At 73.2% G+C, this 21,551-nt stretch carries 17 protein-coding genes and 1 tRNA gene; 8 read left to right on the forward strand and 10 right to left on the reverse strand.

From position 1 onward, the window contains the following. The first annotated feature begins 151 nt into the window (after positions 1-151). Positions 152-227, forward strand: a tRNA-Gly gene (locus tag ADK67_RS19480). Position 228: 1 nt separating this feature from the next. Here the strand turns inward: ADK67_RS19480 and ADK67_RS19485 are convergent. From ADK67_RS19485 to ADK67_RS19495, 3 genes are read right to left on the reverse strand one after another with little or no spacing between them, the layout of a single operon-like run. Then, positions 229-1,065 carry a hypothetical protein gene (locus ADK67_RS19485; RefSeq protein ID WP_053717873.1) on the reverse strand — a complete coding sequence of 279 codons (837 nt, stop codon included), beginning with the start codon at positions 1,063-1,065 and terminating at the stop codon, positions 229-231. Between the two features lie 52 nt (positions 1,066-1,117). Then, positions 1,118-2,119 (reverse strand): hypothetical protein, encoded by a 1,002-nt coding sequence (locus ADK67_RS19490; protein WP_053717874.1) that lies wholly within the window; start codon positions 2,117-2,119, stop codon positions 1,118-1,120. 2 nt (positions 2,120-2,121) lie between these two features. After that, entirely contained in the window at positions 2,122-2,634 is a 513-nt protein-coding gene (locus ADK67_RS19495) for a SigE family RNA polymerase sigma factor (protein ID WP_053717875.1), read from the reverse strand. A 222-nt stretch (positions 2,635-2,856) separates the two neighbouring features. Between ADK67_RS19495 and ADK67_RS19500 the strand changes: the two genes are divergently transcribed. After that, a complete protein-coding gene (locus ADK67_RS19500) occupies positions 2,857-3,861 on the forward strand; it encodes a hypothetical protein (protein ID WP_053717876.1) in 1,005 nt (334 codons plus the stop codon). A 6-nt stretch (positions 3,862-3,867) separates the two neighbouring features. On the opposite strand, the gene ADK67_RS19505 is transcribed toward ADK67_RS19500, so the two are convergent. Both ADK67_RS19505 and ADK67_RS51045 read right to left on the reverse strand, forming a co-directional pair. Further along, on the reverse strand, positions 3,868-6,885 hold the full coding sequence (locus ADK67_RS19505; RefSeq protein WP_053717877.1) for an AfsR/SARP family transcriptional regulator: 3,018 nt from the start codon (positions 6,883-6,885) through the stop codon (positions 3,868-3,870). A 57-nt stretch (positions 6,886-6,942) separates the two neighbouring features. Continuing rightward, on the reverse strand, positions 6,943-7,086 hold the full coding sequence (locus ADK67_RS51045) for a hypothetical protein (protein ID WP_157620606.1): 144 nt from the start codon (positions 7,084-7,086) through the stop codon (positions 6,943-6,945). Positions 7,087-7,336: 250 nt separating this feature from the next. Between ADK67_RS51045 and ADK67_RS19510 the strand changes: the two genes are divergently transcribed. Next, positions 7,337-7,897 carry an EF-hand domain-containing protein gene (locus ADK67_RS19510; RefSeq protein ID WP_197289522.1) on the forward strand — a complete coding sequence of 187 codons (561 nt, stop codon included), beginning with the start codon at positions 7,337-7,339 and terminating at the stop codon, positions 7,895-7,897. 85 nt (positions 7,898-7,982) lie between these two features. Here ADK67_RS19510 and ADK67_RS19515 read toward each other — a convergent pair whose 3' ends face one another. Both ADK67_RS19515 and ADK67_RS19520 read right to left on the reverse strand, forming a co-directional pair. After that, positions 7,983-9,332: a beta-xylosidase gene (locus tag ADK67_RS19515; protein ID WP_231648261.1), complete on the reverse strand. Its 1,350-nt coding sequence runs from the start codon at positions 9,330-9,332 to the stop codon at positions 7,983-7,985. Positions 9,333-9,579: 247 nt separating this feature from the next. Further along, positions 9,580-10,590: a LacI family DNA-binding transcriptional regulator gene (locus tag ADK67_RS19520; RefSeq protein WP_053717946.1), complete on the reverse strand. Its 1,011-nt coding sequence runs from the start codon at positions 10,588-10,590 to the stop codon at positions 9,580-9,582. A 160-nt stretch (positions 10,591-10,750) separates the two neighbouring features. On the opposite strand from ADK67_RS19520, the gene ADK67_RS19525 reads away from it, so the two are divergent. The 4 genes from ADK67_RS19525 to ADK67_RS19540 are packed head-to-tail and all read left to right on the forward strand — an operon-like array spanning position 10,751 to position 15,399. After that, positions 10,751-11,983, forward strand: coding sequence for a sugar ABC transporter substrate-binding protein (locus ADK67_RS19525; protein ID WP_053717878.1), 1,233 nt, complete (start codon positions 10,751-10,753; stop codon positions 11,981-11,983). Positions 11,984-11,994: 11 nt separating this feature from the next. Next, complete coding sequence (locus tag ADK67_RS19530; protein ID WP_053717879.1) at positions 11,995-12,873, forward strand: carbohydrate ABC transporter permease; 879 nt, start codon at positions 11,995-11,997, stop codon at positions 12,871-12,873. Positions 12,874-12,920: 47 nt separating this feature from the next. Next, a complete protein-coding gene (locus tag ADK67_RS19535) occupies positions 12,921-13,682 on the forward strand; it encodes a carbohydrate ABC transporter permease (protein WP_053717947.1) in 762 nt (253 codons plus the stop codon). A 10-nt stretch (positions 13,683-13,692) separates the two neighbouring features. Then, on the forward strand, positions 13,693-15,399 hold the full coding sequence (locus tag ADK67_RS19540) for an amylo-alpha-1,6-glucosidase (RefSeq protein ID WP_053717880.1): 1,707 nt from the start codon (positions 13,693-13,695) through the stop codon (positions 15,397-15,399). Between the two features lie 145 nt (positions 15,400-15,544). Here ADK67_RS19540 and ADK67_RS19545 read toward each other — a convergent pair whose 3' ends face one another. Genes ADK67_RS19545 through rhaI form a run of 3 tightly spaced genes read right to left on the reverse strand, consistent with a single transcriptional unit; the run spans position 15,545 to position 20,233 of the window. Next, the gene (locus ADK67_RS19545; protein WP_053717881.1) at positions 15,545-16,996 is read right to left on the reverse strand and encodes a rhamnulokinase; all 1,452 of its coding nucleotides are present in this window, start codon (positions 16,994-16,996) and stop codon (positions 15,545-15,547) included. Next, positions 16,996-19,035 (reverse strand): bifunctional rhamnulose-1-phosphate aldolase/short-chain dehydrogenase, encoded by a 2,040-nt coding sequence (locus ADK67_RS19550; protein ID WP_053717882.1) that lies wholly within the window; start codon positions 19,033-19,035, stop codon positions 16,996-16,998. The genes ADK67_RS19545 and ADK67_RS19550 overlap by 1 nt, the downstream gene beginning before the upstream one ends. A gap of 37 nt (positions 19,036-19,072) precedes the next feature. Beyond that, complete coding sequence (gene rhaI / locus ADK67_RS19555; protein ID WP_053717948.1) at positions 19,073-20,233, reverse strand: L-rhamnose isomerase; 1,161 nt, start codon at positions 20,231-20,233, stop codon at positions 19,073-19,075. Positions 20,234-20,444: 211 nt separating this feature from the next. On the opposite strand from rhaI, the gene ADK67_RS19560 reads away from it, so the two are divergent. Beyond that, positions 20,445-21,455 carry a LacI family DNA-binding transcriptional regulator gene (locus ADK67_RS19560; protein ID WP_053717949.1) on the forward strand — a complete coding sequence of 337 codons (1,011 nt, stop codon included), beginning with the start codon at positions 20,445-20,447 and terminating at the stop codon, positions 21,453-21,455. The last annotated feature ends 96 nt before the right edge of the window (positions 21,456-21,551 follow it).

Raw genomic sequence — 21,551 nt, forward strand, 5'->3', positions numbered from 1 at the left:
CAGCCACTGCCCCGGCCTGGCCCTGATCCCGGCAGCCATCGTCGGCGCGGCGCGGGCTCGGCAGCCACCCCCGGCCGGCCCTGATCCGGCAGCCATCGCCCGGCTTGCCCTGAGCCGCCGGCCGGTCATGTGCGTGCCCTACGATCGGCGCGACGGGTCGTAGCGCAGAGGCAGGCGCACCGCATAGCCAATGCAGAACACGCTGGTTCGAATCCAGCCGCCCGTCACCTACACCGAGGCGACCTCGCCGCACGTGCGCACCAGCTCGGTCGGCGTGCCCGAGAACGTCGGCAACACCCGGGCCAGCGCAGCCCACGCGTCGAGGTTCGCCCCGAGTTCACGGCGCACGAGAGGCCCGAGGAGCTCCGCGGCCTCACGGGCGCGTGCGGGGAACAGGGCCGTGCCGAGCCGCAGCACGTCGAGCACGGACCGCGCGGGCCCCCAGTGGTCGGCGTACTCGCGCGCGTCGGCGACGATGCCCGCCCGCTTCAGCCGGTGGGTGAACTTCGGGTGCGACCCGAACTGCGCGCGCACCTCCGGCGGGCAGTCGACCCGGGTCGACAGCACCCACCGCGCGTACCCCGGCAGCGGTTCCACCCGGTCCGCCTCGGCGACCTCGGGCCAGTCGGCCTTGCCCACCGCACCCGCCGCCGCCCGTGCCGTGGCCATGGAACGCGCCCGCCGCAGTCCACCTACCAGCCCGAACGGGCTCACGACGAGCCGCGGTTCGTCGTGGACGCAGCCGGGCGTCACGCACGTTCGCACCACCGGCAGCGGTCCGCGGGCCGTGCCGAACGGGACGCCGCGGACGATGTCGCGCCTGATCGCGTCGGTGACGTTCGGGTGGTGGTACGCCAGCGCGTTCGTGGCGGGGTCGTCCCGCTCCAGCATCCACAGCAGCACCGACCGCGGCGCCCGGAGCTGCAGCAGCCGCCACGCCCACCACCCCGCGCGCTCCACCTCGGGCTCGCCGATCCCGAGCCGCCGCCGCACCGTCGCGGCGTCGGCCGGATCGACCGACGAGAGCAGGAAGTGCACCCCTGGGACGTTGTTCTCTCGGTCCACGTGCGGATCCTCGCACGGTGATCCACCGCGATCCCGTCCACAGCGGTGGCGGTCAGCCGAGGGGACGCGCGGTCCACGTCGACTTGTCGTCAGGGTCCGGCACCAGTCGCACACCCCGGGCGATGGCGAGCGCGTCGGCGGCGCCGCCGACGTCGACCGCGAACCCGGCGGTGAACCCGAAGATGGTCACCTTGCCCTCGGCGACCATCGCCGGATGACCGTCCACGGTCTGGTTCACCTCGCTCTGCAGCGCCACCACCCTCCCACCGTTCTCGACGCCCACGGAGAGGGCGTCGGCGTAGTTGCCCGCGTCGGGGAGGTCTTCGGTGCCGAAGAGGAGTTCGGTGCGCACGAACGGGTCGCCGGGCGGGCGCAGCTGCGTGGCGGTGCCGACCAGCCGGTACGGCGCGGGCCGCGGCACCGTGAACGGCACGGTCACCGGCTCGCCGTCGCCGACCCGCACGGCCGTCGCGATGCGGCGCGTGGTGTCGCGGTTCGCCTCGTCCCCGACCTGGTGGTCCCGGAAGTGGACGACCGCCCAGGCGCCGTCGGTCCACTGCCAGGCGAGCCGGTCACCGGACGGCGTGCCGACCCAGTAGGCGGGCCGGCCGTCGACGGGTTCGGTGAGCGTGCCGGTCTCCGGCCGCAGCACGACGCCGTCGGAACCGGTGACGGGCCTGCCCGGCGCGTACGCGGTCACCGACCCCATCCCGGTGTGCCCCCTCTGCACGCTGATCCGCTGCCAGCGCCGCGCGGTGGTGTACGAACCGGCGACGACCCCCGGCACGTCGCCGACCGTGACCACCCTCCGCATCGGGTCGAAGTCCGCGGGCTCCACGGCCCGTTGCGACGTGGCGGCCGGCTCGACCGTGGAACCGGAGCCGCCCGGCAGCCCGAGGACGGGCACCAGGAGCGCCACCACGGCCACGAGCGCGCCCGTGCCGACCCACCGCGCCCGCACCCGCCTGCGCCCCACCCGGACCGCCCGGTCGAGGTCGACCTCGGACGGCGGCAACGGGTCCTCGTCACGGAGCGGGTCCAGCAGTCGGTCCACGATCAGGCCTCCTTCGCGGTGATGGGCAGCGGGTTTTCGTCGAGCAGCCGCCGCATGGTGGCCAGCCCGCGCGCGGTCTGGCTCTTGACCGTGCCGGTGCTGCAGCCGAGCGTGCCGGCGACGTCGTCGACCGACATGTCGAACAGGAACCGCAGCACCAGCACCACGGACAACCGGCGTGGCAGCCGGTCGAGCGCGGCGCGCAGGGTGGCCCGGTCGTCGACCCGCCGGTCCGGTTCGACGGCGGCGTCGGGCGCGGAGGCGAACAACGACACGCCCGCCCAGCGCAGCCGGCGCTCGTCGAGGTACACCCGGACCAGGATCCGCCGCACGTAGGCGTCGGTGTTGTCGGCCGCACGCGCTCGCCGCCAGTTGACGTAGAGCTTCGTGATCGCCTGCTGGACGAGGTCGTCACCGCGGTGCGCGTCCCCGCACAGCCGGTACGCGGACCGGCGGAGCCGGTCGAGGTTGGCCCGCACGTACGCCACGTACTCCCTTTCCAACGCCGCCTGCATCGTGCTCCTTCCGTCCCCCTACCCGTACGACGGGCTCGGGGCGCCGGCGGGTTCTCGCCGCGGTCGAGTTCGTCCGCGACGGCCCGGGCTGTAAGGCGTTCACCTGACATCACGGGCCCTGCGGTCCGCCTAGCCTGATCGGCAACGGTGGGCCGCGCGCACTCGTTGTTGAGGGGCGGCGAGCGCGGCGCCGCCATCTTCACAGTCGGACGAGGGGTATGCATGAAGCCGTGGGTTCGCCACCCGGTCGCCGCGTTGGGGGTCGCGGCACTGCTGGTCGCGGGTGGCTGCACCCAAGCGGTCACGGGAGTGGCGACGCCCGAGGGGTCCGGTGCGAAGGCGACGGACACCGCGGGGGAGGAGCGCCGGACCGGGTTCGACGAGTGCGGCCTGGCCGAGCCGGGCGAGGTCGCCAAGGCGATCGGGGTGAGCGCCATGCACGTCACCTCCCGTTCGGCGATGACGCAGTCCGACGGCAGTCGCCGCGCCGTCTGCACGTACTTCCCGGAGAACGTGCCGGGCTTGCTCGGCCTCCAGATCGGCACGGTGGCGGACACGGACCCCGAGCGGTTCTTCGCGCCGTTCGCGAAGAACTTCCGCAACATCCAGACGATCCCCAACCTGGGCGACCGCGCCGAAGCCGTGGCGTACAAGGCGAACGGCACCTCGACCCACTTCATCGAGGTCCGGACGATCGCCGGTGACCGGGGACTGCACCTGTTCTACACCTACGCCGACGACCGCGGCGCCATGCCCAAGGCCGACGGCGCGGCCGCCGCGGTGATCCTCGTGCAGGCGTTGAGCCGGCTGCCCGCGAAGGTGACGATCCCCGACGGGACGCCGGAGGGCCGGTGCGCGGACATCGACCTCGAACCCGCCGCCGAGGCCGTCGGCGCGAAGTTCACCATGGCCCGGTCGGTCGTGTCCGACAGCGGCGGCCTGAGCTGCTACTTCAGCGGCGGCAACGGGAACCTCGACGTCACCCTGCTGACCGACCCGAACCGGGCGGAGAAGATGGCCGTCGCGCCGGACAAGATCACCCACGCCGACATAGGCGACGGCGCCAGGGTGATCGTCACGGAGGCCAACGCGCTGGACGCCCGGGTCAACGTGGGCGACCGGGTCGTGGCGATCACCGCGTCCTACGCGAGCAAGGTCACCGCGCCGCGGCCGGCGGACGTGGAGCTGGTGCGGACCGTCGTCGAGGCGATCGGCAAGCCGAACTGACCGCCGTCACGCCCGTCCGCTCACCTCCGCCAGCCGCCTGCGGATGTCGGCCGTCTCCGGCAGGCACGCCCGCGTCGCGATGGCCAACGCCTTCTCCCAGTGGTCCAGCGCCACCGCGTAGTCCCCGCGCAGCGCCGCGACCCTGGCCAACCCGTCGTGCGCGAGGGCGGACTTGACGTCCTGGTCGCCCAGCGCCACCACCCGGGCGAAGCACTCACCGGCGGCGTCCGGCGCGCCCAGGTCGTAGTGGACCTCCCCGAGCGCGCACAGGGCCTGCCCCTCGACGTCCGGGCTGCCGATCTCCCGCGCGAGCACCAGCGCGGACCGGCCCGCGTCCAGCGCGTCCTCCAGCTTCCCCAGCCGGCGCAGGCAGTCCGACAGGAAGTGCAGGCCGCGCGCCTCGATCTCCCGGTCGCCGATCCGCCCGCCGAGCGACAACGCGCGCCGCAGGTGGTCCAGCGCCACGACGAGGTCGCCCGACCTGGTGTGCACCCAGCCCAGGTTCAGCAGGCTCGACGCGATCATGTACGGGTTGTCCAGCTCGGTGTTGATCGCCAACGCCCGGCGGTGGTGGTGCGCGGCCTCGTCGTAGCGGCCCGTCTTGGCGTGCGCGACGCCCAGGTTCGACAGCACGGCGGCGAGGTCGCGGGGTGTGCCGAACCCCTCCGCCAACTCCAGCGCGCGGCACAGCGCCGTGACCGCTTCGTCGTAGCGCCCCGACCGGATGCACGCGATGCCCAGGTTGGACAGCATCCGCCCGGCGCCGCGCCGGTCGCCCCGCGCCTCCTCGATCGCCAGGCCGAGCTCGAAGGTCCGGTGGGCCGCGGCGAAGCGGCCGGCGCCCAGGTGGGCGACACCGAGGTCGCGGTAGACCACGGCGAGCGCGTCCAGGTCGTCCACCCGGCGCGCCGCGTCCAGGGCGTGTTCGTAGCCGGACAGGGCGTCCTCGACGTACCCCTGGCGCATCAGGCCCGTGCCGAACACCACGGCCAGCCGCCACACCAGGTCGTGCAGCCCGTGGTCCAGGGCGGCGCGGATGGTCGGCTGGAAGTTCGGCTGCACGGCCGCGACCACCCGGCGGGCGTCGGTCGCGGTGCGCAGCGGTGGCAACGAGGAACGCCGTCGCGGTGCGGGCACCTTGAGGTCGCGGCCGGGGTCGATCACCCGTTCCACGGCCGTGCCCAGGTCGACGAGGTGCTCGCCGAGCCGGCGCAACGCCGCCTCCCGGTCCGCCGCGGACTCCAGCCGGCCGGCGAGCGAGTGCGCGTGGTGCCGCAGCAGGTCGTGGAAGCGGTAGCGGTCGATCGCGTGCCCGATCAGCAGGTGCACGTCCAGCAGGCCCTCCAGCAACCGCTCGGCCTCGTCGGGCGGGACGTCCAGCAGTGCCGCGGCGGCGTGGAGGTCGAACAGCGGGCCGGGGTGCAGGCCGAGCAGCCGGAACGCGCGCTGCTGCCGGGCGTCGAGGTGGTGGTAGGAGACGTTGAACGCGGCCGGCACGCTCCGGTCGCCCACCGCCAGCTCGGTGAGCCGCCGCCGCTCGTCGCGCAGCCGGTCGGCCAGGTGCGCGACCGTCCAGGTCGGACGGTGCCGCAACCGGGACGCGGCGATGCGGATCGCCAGGGGCAGCAGCCCGCAGTGGGCCACCACCTCGGCGGTCGCCGCCGGCTCCGCCAGGACGCGTTCGTCGCCCACCACGGCGCGGAACAGCGCGATCCCGTCGTCGCGGTCCATGACGTCCAACGAGAACGACACCGTGCCGTCCAGGTCCGACAGGCGGCGGCGACTGGTGGCCAGCACGCCCGCGGTGGCGCCGCCGGGCAGCAGCGGTCGCAGCTGACCGCCGTCGGCCACGTTGTCCAGCAGCACGAGCACGCGCTTGCCCGCGAGTTCGGACCGCCAGCGGCTCGACCGCTCGGTGACGCCGTCGGGCACCTGCTCGGGCGGCACGCCGACGCCGCGCAGCAACCGGTCCAGCGCGGCGGTCGCGGTCAGCGGCTCCTGGCCGGGCGTGTGGCCGTGCAGGTCGATGAACACCTGGCCGTCCGGGAACGCGGTCCGCAGCAGGTGGGCGGCCCGGACCGCCAGCGTCGTCTTGCCGACGCCCGCCATGCCGTCGAGCGTGGTGATCACCACCGCCGTCCCGTCGGTCGGCGACACCAGCCCCAGGACGCGGTCCAGCTCGGCCGCGCGGCCGGTGAAGTCGGCGATGTCGTGCGGGAGCTGGCTCAGGCTTGCGGCGGGCGGCTCGCGCGGCGTCACGGGTGATGGCGCGGGCTCGTCCCGCAGCATCCGCCGGTGCAGCTCGCGCAGCTCGGGGCCCGGGTCGACGCCCAGCTCCGTGGCCAGCGCCGCCCTGGTGCGCTCGTAGGCCAGCAGCGCTTCGGGCTGCCTCCCTGCCCGGTACAGGGCCAGCACCAGGTGGTGCCGCAGGCGCTCCCGCAACGGGTGCTCCTGGACCAGGTGGACCAGCTCCGGCACGAGGGTCGACGTGTCGCCCAGGTCCAGCCGGAGCCCGATCAAGGTCTCGTGCGCCGCCAGCCGCTGCTCCTCCAGCGCCGCGGCCTCCGCTTCCAGCGCCCGGCCGGTCAGCCCGTCCAGCGCGGGGCCGCGCCACAGCAGCAGCGCCTCCGACAGCGTCGCGACGGCGAGGCCCGGCTCGCCCCGCCCGACTTGGTCCTCCGCCGTCGCGACGGCCAGCCGGAACCGGTGCGCGTCCACCTGGTCGGCGGTCGCGTCGATCCGGTAGCCCGTGCCGTCGGTGATCAGGAGATCACGGAACGCACCCAGGTGCCGACGTGCCGCGGCGATCGCGTTGTGCACCTGCTTGCGCGCGGTGTCCGGCGGGTCCTCGTCCCACAGGGCGTCGACGAGCCGTGCCGCGGTCACGAGCCGGCCGGGCCGGAGCAGGAGCGCCGCGAGCAGCTTCTCCTGGCGGCTGCCACCCAGCGGGACGCGCCGACCGCCGACCAGCGCCTCGAACGGGCCGAGCAGCCGAAACTCGACCCCGTCGGTTCTCCTCCCCATCCGGCCATTGTCCGCCGGCGGCGGCTGTGGCGTGGGAGAACGGCGGCACGGACGCCGCTATCCGCACTTGGTGATGGGGCAGTGGCCCGAAGTGCCCGCACCGGGGTGCGCGCCGTCCGCGAACGCCGACGCCGTGACCGCGGGCGCCGCGATGAACGCGAGGACGAACGCCAGCGCCGCCGTGAATCGAACTGCCCTCATGCTGTTCCCTCCCTCTGCGCCCGGTGGGCGCCCCCGTGCGACGATCCGGCACGACGGTATCGAACCGCTATCGGACGCCGATGCCCTCGGCCCGGACCGACCACTCAGGACACCTCTCCGGTGTTCGATCACGGCGGGCCACCACCCGATCGAGGCGGCGGGAGACCCGTTCGGATGTTGTCCGGCCCTTCCCGGCGGCACCATCCTGTGTGCCGTCCGCGTCAACCGAACACGTACGTGCGGAGGGTTCGTGCCGGTCACCGACATGCTCAAGGCAAAGATCAACCACGGGTTCGCCTACCTGGACGTCGACGGCGACGGGCTGCTCACCGAGCAGGACCACGTCCTGATGGGCAGGCGGGCCGCGGAATCCCTCGGGCACGCCCCCGACTCGCCGCAGGAGCAGCGCATCATCGACGCCTACCTGCGGATCTGGCACGACCTGCACCTGCCGCACATCCCCGGCGGCGGCACGGCCATCTCGCGCGAGCAGTTCCTCGACTCCACCGGCTCCCTCGCCGACGACCCGGACGCCGCGCGGGCCAGCGTCGGCGCGCTGGCCGAGGCGTTCCTGGCCATCGCCGACACCGACGTCGACGGCCGGGTGAGCCCCGCCGAGTACCTCGTGTTCCAGCGCGGTCACTTCCCCGGCCTGACCGAGGACCAGGCCGCCGAGGCGTTCGCGCACCTCGACACGGACGGCGACGGCTACCTCACCGCCGACGAGTTCACGCGCGCGTGCGTGGAGTTCTGGTCCAGCACCGACCCGGACGCGCCGGGCAACTGGTGGATGGGCCACCCCGTGGCGTGACCCGTCCCGCCGCACGTCCGCTGCCGGTGGCAGTGCGAACCCGCCGCGGTGCGGTGCTCGGGTCCGTGCTGTCCAGGCACTGCTGTCAGCGCTGGGCGACGGTCTGGAAGCTGTGGTCCGACGGCGGCAGGAGCGTGATGGTGAAGGCGTCCTCGGCGGTGGTGTGCGGCAGGGTGACCGTCGTGGCGTTGCCGGACAGCGTCACGACGGAGTTCCGGACGGTCACCGGTCCCTGGACCGCGCCGCCGCCGTTGTAGGGGATGCGCTGGACGACCACGCGCACCTGGTCGTCCAGCACGATCCCGCTGGTGGTGTCGAGGCGCCGCAACGCGACCGCGACGTCGCTCGTGGTGTCGCCACCACCGCCGACCAGGACCTTCGCCGAGCCGGGTGCCTTCGTGGCGAACGCGTCGTACGACCGGCTCGGCGTCACCGAGGCGACCTGGCCCGTCTGCGAGCCGTAGAAGCGGTAGACCCACCACTCGCCCTTCGGCAGGTGCTGCCCGGACGAGTCCCGGACGAGCATGTTGCCGAGGTCGTTGTGCAGGTTGCCCGCGCTGGCCCAGTTGGCGCGCAGGCCGTCGGCCCCGGCGCGTTCCAGGCGGGCGACGTACCAGGAGCCGGCACCGGGGTTCTGCTCGTTGGCCGCGCCGTACTCGTTGATCTGGTACGGCCGCGGGTGCGGGATGCCGCGCGCGTCGAGGGTGGCGTCCGCCGCCGCCACGTTCGCCACCGGGTCACCCGGCAACGAGTGCCAGCTGACGATGTCCGGCACCGTGTCGCTGCCGCGGACGAAGTCGAGGTACTGGTTCCACCACGCGCCGTCCGCCGTCGGCACGCCCGCGAAGCTGGGGCCGACGATCGGCTGCTGCGGGAACGCGGCCCGCACCCGCTGGTACGTGCGCCGCCACAGCTCGAAGTACCGGGCCTGCGGGCGGTTCCAGAACGGGGTGATGTTCGGCTCGTTCCACAGGTCCCACTGCACGGGCGCGCCCGTCGCCCGCACGTCGGCGATCAGGCGGGTCAGGAAGGCGTCGTAGTCCGCCCAGTCGCCGTCGTCGCCGGGGAAGCGGGTGATCGGGTAGCTGTCGGCGCCCCACAGGTCGTGCACGAGCAGGATGAACTCGCCGCCCAGCGACCGGGTGCGCAGCAGCTGCGCGCGGGTCGAGTTCCACCGGCGGTCGTACTTGCCCGCGACCCAGCCGCCGGGGCCGTCGAGCTGGGCGCCGCCGGCGCGCATGTACCGGAACCCCACGTCGCGGAAGAAGTGGTCCGCGGGGCCCGTGCCGTCCTCGGTCATGCCGTAGATCCACCCGGAGGCACGGTGGGTCGGGGCGCCGCCGGCGACGGAGAAGTCCACGGAGAGGGACTCGTCCGGGGCCTGGGCGGTAGGGCCGGGGGTGCCGCGGTCTCGTCCTCGGGGCTTGGGGTGCACGATCGACTCCTTGACCAGAATGATGGGCGTGACGTGCGCAGGGCAGGCCGCGAGCCTGTCCTGGAAACACGAGGAAGTGCGCGCCGGCCTCTGAACGGTAGTCGAACCGGTTCGACCACCGGCGGGCCGCACGGTACGAATACGACGAGACGTCACGCTAGATGGTCATCGAACCGGTTCGCAACCGTAACCGAGCGGTAGCGTGGCCGGGTGGCGGAGGCCGTGCCCGTTGAACCGGTTCGCGCGACTAGCGGAAGCGGGCCCCGGTGCTCGACCGCAACGTGACGGCCGGTTCCAGCAGGGCGTTGCGCGGTGTCGCGGCGGGGTCGGCGATCTGCTCGACCAGCAGGTCGACGGCGAGTCGGGCCATCTCCTCGGCGGGCACGTCGGCCGCGGTCAGCGGCGGGTGGAAGCCCTCGGCGAGGCGGCCCGCGACGACGCCGGTGATCGAGAAGTCGCGCGGCACGTCCAGCCGCGCCCGGTGCAGGGCCTGCTGGAGGCCGGGCAGCGCGGCCTCGTTGATCGTCACGGCCGCCGTCACCTCCGGCCACCGGGCGCGGATGTCCTCGAAGCACGCCAGCCCCGCCGCGGGCTCGTCGGCGCAGCACACCGTGCGCGCGGTCAGCCCGCGCGCGTCCGCGGCCTCCAGGAAGCCGGCCGACGAGCGCAGCGCGGGTCCGTAGCCGGCGGCCACCAGCTCGTCGGACCGGTTGATCAGCACCACGTCCTGGTGGCCGAGGTCGGCGAGGTGGTGCACGCAGCGCCGGATCAGCGCCGCGTAGTCCACGTCGACCCACCACGACGCGCCGGGGTGCTCGACGTGGCCGATCGTCACGAACGGCAGCCCGGCCTGCTCCAACCGCGCCACGCGCGCGTCGTCCAGCAGGATCTCCATCAGGATCACGCCGTCCACCCGGCGACCGGTGACGATCCGCTCGAACGACCGGTCGTGGTCACCGCCGCTGGGTGAGAGCAGCACGTCGAGGTCGTGCGTGGCGGCGGCCTCTACCACGCTGGCCACGAAGCCGAGCTGCGCGTCGGTGAGCCGGCTGCTGGCGGGCGGTATCACCAGGCTCAACGTGCGGGTCCGCCCCTCGGCGAGCGCCCGCGCGCTGGCGTTGGGCCGGAAGCCCAGCTCGTCGATGACCTCGTTGATCCGCCGGGCGGTCGCCGTCGACACCGGCCGCTTCCCGCTCAGCGCGTAGGACACCGTGCTGCGCGACACCCCCGCCCGCTTGGCGATCTCGCCGATGTTCATGCGCACTCCGATCAACCGGTTCGACAGGGTGTCGATGATAGTCGGCAAGGTCTTGCACGGGTTCCTCCGGGACGTTACGTTGGCCGAACCTCACCTGGGTCGAACCGGTTCGACCCGAGGGTCTGACGGGTCGTCAGCGCAGCCGCCAGGAAGGACCCCCATGAACTCCGCACCGATCACCCACCGGTTCGCCGTCGCCCTCGTCGCGGCGGGACTGGCCCTGTCGGCCTGTTCCTCGTCCACCGGTGATGCCGGCGGCCCCGCGGGCGGGAAGTTCGCCGTGTGGGACCCGTACCCGCAGTTCGACGGCGGCTCCGAGTGGGTGAAGGTGATCGAGGACTGCGGGCGGCAGGCCGGGGTCGAGGTCGAGCGCCAGGCGTACGACACGTCGGACCTGACCAACAAGGTCCTGCTCGCCGCGCAGCAGGGCGTCGCGCCCAACGTCCTGGTCGTGGACAACCCCGTGGTGTCCACGCTGGCCGAGGCGGGCGTGCTGAAGGCCAACCAGGACACCGGTCTGGACGCGTCGCAGGCGTCGACGAACCTCATGGCGGCGGCCGAGTCGGAGGGGAAGGCGTACGGCGTGCCGATCGGGGCGAACACCCTGGCGCTCTACTACAACAAGGCGGTGCTGACCGCGGCCGGCGTCGACCCGGCGTCGATCACCGACTGGGCGGCGCTGGACGCGGCGCTGGCGAAGGTCGTCGCGGCGGGCAAGAAGGGCATCACGTTCTCCGCGATCGGCACCGAGGAGGGCACGTTCCAGTTCCTGCCGTGGTTCTGGGGCGCGGGCGCGCAGCTCACCGACCTGTCGTCGGCGCAGGCCGTGGCCGCGGTGGAGCTGTGGAAGTCCTGGCTGGACAAGGGGTACGCGCCGAACTCGGTCATCGGCAACACGCAGACCACCAGCTGGCAGGAGTTCGCCACCGGCGAGTACGCCTTCGCCGAGAACGGCACGTGGCAGCTGGGCAAGGCCGGGTTCGAGTACGGCGTGATCCCGATCCCGTCCCGCGCCGGCGGTGTCGCGCCCGCCCCGACCGGCGGCGAGGTCGTCACCGTGCCCGCCCAGGACGACACGGGCCGGGAAGCGACCGCGGCGAAGATCGCCGGCTGCCTCACCGGCGCGGACACCGTGCTGGCGACCGACACGGCCCTGACCTACGTCTCCGCGGTCGAGTCGGTGCGCGAGCGGCAGGTCGCCGCCAACCCGGAGCTCGCGGTGTGGGTGGACGCGGTGAAGTCGGCCAAGGGCCGCACCGGCGACGGCCTCGGCACCCGCTACCCGCGGATCTCCCAGCCGCTGTGGACCGCCGTGCAGGCCGCGCTGACCGGCTCGAAGGCGCCGGCGGACGCGTTGAAGGACGCCCAGGCCGCCGCGGCCACGGCGAAGTAGGCCCGCGGTCGATGCGCAAGAACCTCGTCGGTTGGGCGTTCCTGAGCCCGATCGTGGCCTACCTGCTCCTCTTCTACGCGTACCCGCTGGTGACGACCGTCGACCTGAGCATCCGCGACTACACCGTCCGGTCGTTCGTGCGCGGCGGCGCCCCGCTGACGGGGTTCGAGAACTACCTGACCGTGTTCGCCGATCCGACCTTCCGGACCGCGCTGCTCAACACGGTGCTCTTCACCGTCGTGTCGCTCGTCTTCCAGTACGGCATCGGGCTGGCGATGGCGGTGTTCTTCTCCCGCCACTTCCGGCTGTCCGCGACCCTGCGGGCGTTGTTCCTGGTGCCGTGGCTGCTGCCGCTGATCGTGTCGGCCTCGACGTGGGCGTGGCTGCTCAACAGCGAGGCGGGCGTCGTCAACGCGGTCCTGCGCTTCGTCGGCGTCGACGGCGTGCACTGGCTGACGTCACCGGACTGGTCGCTGGTGTCGGTGACCATCGCCAACATCTGGATCGGCATCCCGTTCAACCTCGTGGTGCTCTACAGCGGCCTGCGCGACATCCCGGCCGAGGTGCACGAGGCGTCCGCGCTGGACGGCGCGAACTCCTGGCAGTCGTTCCGGCACGTCACCTTCCCCCTGCTGCGGGCGGTCTCCACGGTCACGCTGCTGCTGGGCCTCGTCTACACGCTCAAGGTGTTCGACATCATCTGGATCATGACGCGCGGCGGCCCGAGCGGGTCGTCCACCACCCTGGCCACCTGGTCCTACGAGCTGGGCTTCGGCAACGCGCTGCCCCGCTTCGGGCCCAGCGCCGCGGTGGGCAACGTGCTCATCCTGATCGCCCTGGTCGCCGGCCTGGTGTACGTGCGCGCGCAGCGCAAGCAGGAGGCGTCGTGACGCGGTCGTGGTGGCGGACCGCGGTGGGCGTGCTGCTCACCGCCGTGATGCTGTTCCCCGTCTACTGGATGGTCAACGTCTCGCTCACGCCGGCGAGCCGGATGCGCAAGTCGCCGCCGGACCTGTTCCCCGTCGACCCGACGTTCGAGGGGTACGCGCGGGTGCTCGACGAGCAGCTGCCGTACTTCGGCACCAGCCTGCTGGTCGGGCTGGGCACCGTCGTGCTGACGTTGGCGCTGGCCGCGCCCGCCGCGTACGCGCTGGCGAAGCTGCGCCCGCGCGGCCGGGGGTCGCTGATGTTCGTGCTGCTGGTCGCGCAGATGATCCCCGGCATCGTCATGGCGCTGGGCCTCTACGGGATGTTCGTGCGCTTCGGCATGACGAACACGGTGTGGGGCCTGGTCCTCGCCGACTCCACGATCGCGGTGCCGTTCGCCGTGCTGATCCTCACCTCGTTCCTGTCGGCCGTGCCCGACGAGATCGTGCAGGCGGCGCGGATCGACGGCGCGGGCCCGTTCCGCGTGTTCTGGTCGGTCGTGCTGCCCGCCGGCCGCAACGGGCTGGTCACCTCCGGTCTGTTCGCGTTCCTGTGGGCGTGGTCGGACTTCCTGTTCGCCACCACCCTGGACAGCGGCGGCGCGCTGAAACCGCTGACGCTCGGCATCTACCGCTACATCGGCAACAACAACCAGGAGTGGAACGCGATCATGGCCACCGCCGTGGTCGCGTCCGTGCCCGCCACCGTGCTGCTCGTGCTGGCCCAGCGCTTCGTCGCCGCGGGCATCACGGCGGGCGCGGTCAAGGACTGAAGGGAAGCCTGTGGACGACTTCTCGGTGCGCGAGATCCCGTTCAGCCACCCGGGCGCGTGGTTCGGCCTCTCCCCGGTCACCGCGCTCGCCACGTACGCCGACGACCTGCACCTGGTGTCGCACCGCAACGGGATGCGCGCGGTGCTGTCGCTGGTCGTCGGCGGTGGCGGCGCGGTCGACGTGACGGCCGACCCCGCGCTGCTGACGTGGACGGCGGGGCGGGGGAGAGCCAGGGCCGCTTTCGAGACGCCCTCCGCGTTGCGGATCACCGGCCACGGCGTCGGCCTGCGCATCGCCGCCGCGGACCCGACGTTGACGCCGTTCACCGGGACGTACTTCTTCCACGACCCGGTCACGTCGTCGTACGTGTTCACCTCCTACGAGACCGGGCACCGCTACCGCGTGACCGTCCTCTCCGGAGAGGCCGGGGCGGTGGGCGCCGGCGCGTTGGGCACGGCGGAGCGGGCCGTCGTGATCGGCGAGGACGGCGGTGAGTGGGAACTCGCGCTGGAGGAGCTGACGACGGCCCGCCGCGCCTTCACGTCCGACGCGACGTTCACCGAGGTGGTGACGGCCGCACGGCGGTCGTTCGCCGACTTCACCGACGCGGTCGCGCCCTGGCGCGGCGATCGCACGCCGGCCGCCGAACTGGCCTGCTACGTGCTGTGGTCGGCGACCGTGGCGCCGGCCGGGTTCATCAAGCGCCCGGCGGTGCTGATGTCCAAGCACTGGATGGACAAGGTGTGGAGCTGGGACCACTGCTTCAACGCCCTCGCGCTCGCGCCCGGGGCGCCGGAGCTGGCGTGGGACCAGCTGCAGGTGGTGTTCGACCACCAGACCGAGGAAGGCGCCCTGCCCGACTCGATCACGCACTCCGAGGTGCTGCACAACTTCGTCAAGCCGCCGATCCACGGCTGGGCGGTGAGCAGGCTGCGCGAGCTCCTGCCCGGCGGGCTGCCCGCGGCCGAGCTGCCACGCCTGTACCGGCAGCTGGCGGCGTGGACGACCTTCTGGCTCGACCACCGCCGCGTGCCGGGCGAGCCCTTCCCGCACTACGAGCACGGCAACGACAGCGGCTGGGACAACTCCACCGCGTTCCGCGGCGATCCGCTCGTGCGGACCGCCGACCTCGCCGCGTTCCTCGTCCTGCAGCTGCGGGAACTGGCCCGGCTGGCGGGCGAGATCGGCGACCCGGCCGCCGCGACGCGCTGGACGAGCGAAGCCGACACCATGCTCGCCGCGATGGTCGACCGGCTGTGGAACGGCGACAGGTTCGCCGGCCGCGGGCTCGACGGCGCACCGCGCGCCACGGCGAGCCTGCTCGACCTCGTGCCCGTCGTCCTCGGCGCGGAACTGCCGCCGGACGTGCACGGCGCGGTCGCCGAGGCCGTGGCCGGCCACCTGACGTCGGTGGGCCTGGCCACCGAGCTGCCCGACTCGCCCTGGTACGAAGCCGACGGCTACTGGCGCGGACCCGTGTGGGCGCCGTCGACCGTGCTGGTCGAGGACGGCCTGCGGCGCGGAGGTGCGGTGGCGTTGGCCGACCAGGTCAGCGCGAGCTTCCGCGCCGTGTGCGAGAAGTCGGGCTTCGCCGAGAACTTCGACGCGCTCACCGGCCAGGGCCTGCGCGACCGCGCCTACACCTGGACCGCGAGCGCCTACCTCGTGCTGGCCGGCGACGCCGAACGCCGACTCCAGGACGGCCCGAGCGCTTGACGTCACCGGAGTTCCCTCACGCCGGCCCGACTGCTTGATGGTGCCGCGATGTCCCGCCCCGCATGGCGCGGGCGCACACCCCGCTGCCGACTGAAGTGCCCGGAGGAGGCCGGTGTGGACGCTCGCCGCACCGGCCTCCAGGCCGTCACCCGGCCAGGCGCTCCTCGGCGGCCCGCCACGCCCCGGGCTCACCGCTCGGCTCGTACCGGACCAACTCGGTCGAGGACCGCACCACGGCCCGCAGCTCCGCCAGACCACCGGTGACCACGCCCAACGCGCGGGCCTGGACCAGGGCGTTGCCGTAGGCGGCGGCCTCGACCGGTCCCGCCACGACCGGCAGCCCGCAGGCGTCCGCGGTGAGCCGGCACAGCAGGCGGTTGCGCGCGCCGCCGCCCACCACGTGCACGACGTCGACCCGCCGTCCGGACAGGTCGGCGGCCTGCCGGACCGCCCGGCGGTGGGCCAGCGCCAGGCTGTCCACCACGCACCGGACGATCGCGGCGGGCGTCGACGGCGGCGTCTGGCCCGTCCGGGCACACGCCTCCCTGATCCGGGCGGGCATGTTGCCCGGCGGGATGAACGTCGGATCACCCGCGTCGACCACCGCCGCCAACGCGGGCTCCGCGCCCGCCGCGTCGAGCAACGCCGTCAGGTCCGGGTCGCCCCACTCGCGCAGGCACTCCTGCAACAACCACAGGCCCATCACGTTGCGCAGGTAGCGGACCGTGCCGTCCACGCCCAGCTCGTTGGAGAAGTTCGCGGCGCGGCTCGCCTCGGTGAGCACCGGCGCGTCCAGCTCGACCCCGACCAGCGACCACGTCCCGGTGGCGACGTAGGCGAAGTCCCGCGTCGCGGCCGGCACCCCGACGACCGCCGACGCGGTGTCGTGCGACCCCACGGCCACCACCGGGACGGGCCCGGTCAGACCGGTCTCCGCCAGCACGTGGTCGTGCAGCGTGCCCACCTCTGTGCCCGGCTCCACCAGTGGCGGGAACAACCCGTCGGCGAGACCCAGGCGCGCCACCAGCTCCGCCGACCACGTCCGCGTCCGCGCGTCGAGCAGGCCGGTGGTGGAGGCGTTGGTGACCTCGCCGACGTCCGCGCCGGTGAGCCAGCGCGCGAGCAGGTCCGGGATGAGCAGCAACCGTTCCGCCGCGCCCAGCTGCGGCGTGCCGCGGGCCGCCGCCAACTGGTAGACGGTGTTGAACGGCAGCACCTGCAGCCCCGTGACCCGGTACAGCTCGGTCGCCGGCACGCGCGCGTGCACGGCCTCGGGCACGCCGTCGGTGCGCCGGTCGCGGTAGTGGACCGGGTTGCCGAGCAACGCGCCGGTGGCGTCCAGCAGGCCGTAGTCGACCGCCCACGAGTCGATGCCGACCGCGTCCAGCCGCGGCCCGGCCGCCCGCAGGCCGTCGAGCACGCCCCGGTAGAGGCCGAGCACGTCCCAGTGCAGCGTGTCGCCGAGCCGCACCGGCCCGTTGGGGAACCGGTGCGCCTCGGCGAAGGTCACCCGACCGGGCGCGATGTCGAAGACCATCACGCGTCCGCTCGACGCGCCGAGGTCGACCGCCGCGACCCGGACCGCACCCCGGCCCATCAGCGCAGGAAGGCGGCGGCGACGCCGGAGTCGACCGGCACGTGCAGCCCGGTGGTCTGGGACAGGTCGCCCGCGGTGAGCGCGAAGACGGCGGCGGCGACGTGCTCGGGCAGCACCTCACGGCCCAGCAGCGTGCGCTTGGCGTAGTAGGCGCCCAACTCCTCCTCCTTGACCCCGTACACGGCGGCTCGCTGCGCGCCCCAGCCGCCGGCGAAGATGCCCGACCCGCGCACCACGCCGTCAGGGTTGACGCCGTTGACCCGGATGCCGTGCGGCCCCAGCTCGGCGGCCAGCAGCCGCACCTGGTGCGCCTGGTCCGCCTTGGTCGCGCCGTAGGCGACGTTGTTGGGCCCGGCGAACACCCCGTTCTTGCTGGAGATGTAGACGATGTCGCCGCCCATGTCCTGCTCGATCATCACCTTCGCGGCGGCCCGCGACACCAGGAACGACCCGCGCGCCATCACGTCGTGCTGGAGGTCCCAGTCGCGCACGGTCGTCTCCAGCAACGGCTTGGAGATCGACAAGCCGGCGTTGTTCACGACCAGGTCCACCCCGCCGAACGCGAGCACCGCCGCGGCGAACGCCCGCTCCACGGCCGCCTCGTCCGACACGTCCGCGGCCACGCCGATCGCCACGTCCGCGGTGCCGATGCCGTCGGCGACCGCGGCGGCCTTCTCCCCGTCGAGGTCGGAGACGACCACGCACGCGCCCTCGGCGGCCAACCGCTCGGCGATGGCCTTCCCGATGCCCGATCCCGCGCCGGTCACCAGCGCCACCCGCGTGGCCAGCGGCTTCGGCTCGGGCATCCGGGCCAGCTTGGCCTCCTCCAGCGCCCAGTACTCGATGCGGAACTTCTCCGACTCGGGGATCGGCCGGTACGTCGACACCGACTCGGCGCCGCGCATCACGTTGATCGCGTTGACGTAGAACTCGCCCGCCACCCGCGCGGTCTGCTTGGTGCGCCCGAACGAGAACATGCCGACACCGGGCACCAGCACGATCGCCGGGTCCGCACCGCGCATCGCCGGGGAGTCCGGGGTCGCGTGCCGCTCGTAGTAGGCGCGGTAGTCCTCCCGGTAGGCGGCGTGCAGGTCCTTGAGCCGCGCGATGATCTCGTCCACGCCCGCCGTGCCGGGCAGGTCGACCACCATCGGCTTGACCTTGGTGCGCAGGAAGTGGTCCGGGCACGACGTGCCCAGCTCGGCCAGCGGCGCGAGCCTCTCCCGGGACAGGAAGTCCAGCACCACGTCGGTGTCGGTGAAGTGGCCCACCTGCGGCAGGTCGGTCGACGCCAGGCCGCGGATCGCCGGGAAGATCGCCGCCGCCTTGGCCCGCCGCTCGGCCTCGGGCAGCGGCTCGTTGCCCGGCACCACCGCGCCGAACGGCTCGGCGGACCCGTGCCGCGCCAGGAACTCCTCCGCGGTCCGGATGATCTCCGTCGAGTGCGCCTCGCACTCCTCGGACGTGTCGCCCCACGCGGTGATCCCGTGCCCGCCCAGCACGCACCCGATCGCCCGGGGGTTCGCCGCCTTGATCGCCGCGATGTCCAGGCCGAGCTGGAAACCGGGCCGGCGCCAGTCCACCCACGCCACCCGGTCGCCGAAGCACCGCTCGGTCAGCTTCTCCCCGTCGGCCGCCGTCGCCAGCGCGATGCCCGAGTCGGGGTGCAGGTGGTCCACGTGCGGCGCGTCGACCAGGCCGTGCATGGCCGTGTCGATCGACGGCGCCGCGCCGCCCTTGCCGTGCAGGCAGTAGTCGAACGCGGCGACCATCTCGTCCTCGCGCTCCACGCCCGGGTAGACGTCCACCAGCGCGCGCAGCCGGTCCAGGCGCAGCACGGCCAGGCCGGCGGGGGTGAGGGTGCCCAGGTCGCCGCCCGAGCCCTTCACCCACAGCAGCTCGACCCGGTCACCGGTCACCGGGTCGGTGTCGCTGCCCTTCGCGGAGGTGTTGCCGCCCGCGTAGTTGGTGTTGCGCGGATCGGCGCCCAGCCGGTTCGAGCGGGCGACCAGCGCCGCGGCGGTCGTGTTGTCGGTCATCTGCGGAAACTCCTCGTGGACGAGCGGTGGCGAGGGGTCAGAGCCAGCCGGCCTGGGTGCCGCCGACGCGGGCGGCGGCGATCCCGTCGGCGTAGCCGGACGTGCGGTAGGCGGCCATCGGGTCGCGGGGGAGGCCCTTGGCCTCGCGGCGGTCGGCCAGCGCGCCGCGCACGTCGGTGTGGAAGGCGTCCATCAGCACGTCGTGCGCGCCGATCACGTCACCGGCCTCCTCGGCGGCGGCCAGCGCCCCGGTGTCGACGAGCAGTGCCTTGGCCAACGCCTGCTCGACGTTGAGGACCGACCGGAGCTGGCCCGCGATCTTGTCCTCGATGTTGTGGCACTGGTCGAGCATGAAGTTGACCCCGGAGTCGGGGCGGTGCGCGCCGACCGCGACGATCTCGGCCATGATCCGGAACAGCTGGAACGGGTCGGCCGACCCCACGATCAGGTCGTCGTCGGCGTAGTAGCGGGAGTTGAAGTCGAACGCGCCCAGCCTGCCCGCCCGCAGCAGCTGCATGACGATGAACTCGATGTTCGTGCCCGGCGCGTGGTGACCCGTGTCGAGCACGACCTGCGCGCGTTCGCCGAGCGCCTGGCAGTGCAGCAGCGCGGTGCCCCAGTCGGGGACGTCCATCGCGTAGAAGTACGGCTCGAAGAACTTGTACTCCAGCAGCAGCCGCTGGTCGGGTCCCAGCGCGGCGTAGATCTCGGTCAGCGACTCGGCCAGCCGGTCCTGCCGGGCGCGCAGCGACGCCTGCCCCGCGTAGTTCGTGCCGTCGGGCAGCCACAGCTTCAGGTCGGTCGAGCCGGTCTTCGCCATCACCGCCACGCAGTCGAGGTGGTGCGCGACGGCCTTGGCCCGCACCCGCGGGTCCGAGTGCGTCAGCGAGCCGAGCTTGTAGTCGTCGTCCTGGAAGAGGTTCGAGTTGATCGCGCCGATCCGCACGCCGTGCTCCTCGGCGTGCGCCGCCAGCGCGCCGAAGTCCTCGACCCGGTCCCACGGGATGTGCAGCGACACCCGCGGCGCGAGCCCGGTCAGGGCGTGCACCCGCGCGGCGTCGGCGATCTTCTCGAACGGGTCGCGCGGCGTGCCCGGTGTGCTGAACACCTTGAACCTGGTCCCGGAGTTCCCGTACGCCCAGCTCGGCACCTCGATGGTGAACCCGTCGAGTTCCGACAGCACCTCCTGCAAGGACATCACACGTCGTTCCTCTCGGCAGCGGGTCAACCGGTGTGGGGCCGACGGTAGCCGACCTTGGAACGTTTCACAACGGAGGTTCACGGGGTGGCGTCGGTCATCCGGCACACCTTCTTCTCCCTGCTACGCTTCGGCCGGACGCGGTTGCTTGGACGTTTCATCTCCCGGTCGCGTCGATCACGGAGGAGGGTGGGCGGTGTCCGCGCCGAGCATGAAGGATGTCGCCGCGCACGCGCGCGTGGCCGTTGGCACGGTGTCGAACGTGCTCAACCACCCCGAGCTGGTCGCCGAGAGCACCCGCAAGCGGGTCCTGGACGCGATCGCCGAGCTGGGCTTCGTGCGCAACGAGTCGGCCCGCCAGCTCCGCGGCGGCACCAGCCGCACCCTCGCCTACGTGGTGCTCGACACCCGCAACCCGTTCTTCACCGACGTGGCCGCCGGCGCGCAGCAGGTGGCGGAGGACGCCGGGCTCGCCATGTTCCTGTGCGACGGCGGCGAGGACCCCACCCGCCAGGCCAGGTACCTGGACCTGCTCGAGCAGCAGCGGGTGGAGGGCATCCTGATCACGCCGGTCGACGCGAACGACCCGAGCCTCGCCGCGCTGGCCCGTCGCGGGACGCCCGTCGTGGTCGTCGACCGCGGCGCGGGGCCGGACCGCTGCTCGGTGTCGGTGGACGACGTGCTCGGCGGGGACCTCGCCGCGTCGCACCTGCTCGACGCCGGCCACCGCCGGATCGCCTTCGTCGGCGGGCCGCGCTCGATCGGCCAGGTGGCCGACCGCCTGGCGGGCGCCGAGCAGGCCCTCGCCCGAGCAGGCGCCGAGCCGCTCACCGTGCTGGAGACGGCACGCCTCGACGTCGCCGAGGGCAGGCGGGCGGGCGAGCGCCTGGCCGGTCTGCCCGCGGCCCGGCGGCCCACCGCCGCGTTCTGCGCCAACGACATGCTCGCGCTCGGCCTGCTCCAGCAGGCGGTCCGGCTCGGCCTGCGCGTGCCGCACGACCTGGCGATCGTCGGCTACGACGACATCGAGTTCGCGGCCGCGGCGGCGGTGCCGCTGACGTCGGTCGCCCAGCCGCGCCAGCTCCTGGGCCGCACGGCGGCGGAGCTGCTGCTGGCCGAGGCGCGGCACCCGAAGGGGCACGTGCACCAGCAGCGGGTGTTCGAGCCCGAACTGGTGGTGCGCGAGTCCACCAGCATGCGCCGGTTGGACGGCGTCGCCTGATCCGGTGACGTCCGGCGCGGTCGGTGTTCCGAAATCTTTGCGCAATCGTTTGAAACGTGCCATCTGTCGGCGTGCCCGACGGGCCGCGCGCTTGAG

Source organism: Saccharothrix sp. NRRL B-16348, assembly GCF_001280085.1.
Lineage (GTDB): Bacteria > Actinomycetota > Actinomycetes > Mycobacteriales > Pseudonocardiaceae > Actinosynnema.

Excerpts from the sequence above, each read along its gene's own strand:
- ADK67_RS19495 (WP_053717875.1), bottom strand. The coding sequence starts at position 2,634 with ATGCAGGCGGCGTTGGAAAGGGAGTACGTGGCGTACGTGCGGGCCAAC.
- ADK67_RS19500 (WP_053717876.1), top strand. The coding sequence starts at position 2,857 with ATGAAGCCGTGGGTTCGCCACCCGGTCGCCGCGTTGGGGGTCGCGGCA.
- ADK67_RS19505 (WP_053717877.1), bottom strand. The coding sequence starts at position 6,885 with ATGGGGAGGAGAACCGACGGGGTCGAGTTTCGGCTGCTCGGCCCGTTC.
- ADK67_RS51045 (WP_157620606.1), bottom strand. The coding sequence starts at position 7,086 with ATGAGGGCAGTTCGATTCACGGCGGCGCTGGCGTTCGTCCTCGCGTTC.
- ADK67_RS19520 (WP_053717946.1), bottom strand. The coding sequence starts at position 10,590 with ATGAACATCGGCGAGATCGCCAAGCGGGCGGGGGTGTCGCGCAGCACG.
- ADK67_RS19525 (WP_053717878.1), top strand. The coding sequence starts at position 10,751 with ATGAACTCCGCACCGATCACCCACCGGTTCGCCGTCGCCCTCGTCGCG.
- ADK67_RS19530 (WP_053717879.1), top strand. The coding sequence starts at position 11,995 with ATGCGCAAGAACCTCGTCGGTTGGGCGTTCCTGAGCCCGATCGTGGCC.
- ADK67_RS19535 (WP_053717947.1), top strand. The coding sequence starts at position 12,921 with ATGCTGTTCCCCGTCTACTGGATGGTCAACGTCTCGCTCACGCCGGCG.
- ADK67_RS19545 (WP_053717881.1), bottom strand. The coding sequence starts at position 16,996 with ATGGGCCGGGGTGCGGTCCGGGTCGCGGCGGTCGACCTCGGCGCGTCG.
- ADK67_RS19550 (WP_053717882.1), bottom strand. The coding sequence starts at position 19,035 with ATGACCGACAACACGACCGCCGCGGCGCTGGTCGCCCGCTCGAACCGG.
- rhaI (WP_053717948.1), bottom strand. The coding sequence starts at position 20,233 with ATGTCCTTGCAGGAGGTGCTGTCGGAACTCGACGGGTTCACCATCGAG.
- ADK67_RS19560 (WP_053717949.1), top strand. The coding sequence starts at position 20,445 with ATGAAGGATGTCGCCGCGCACGCGCGCGTGGCCGTTGGCACGGTGTCG.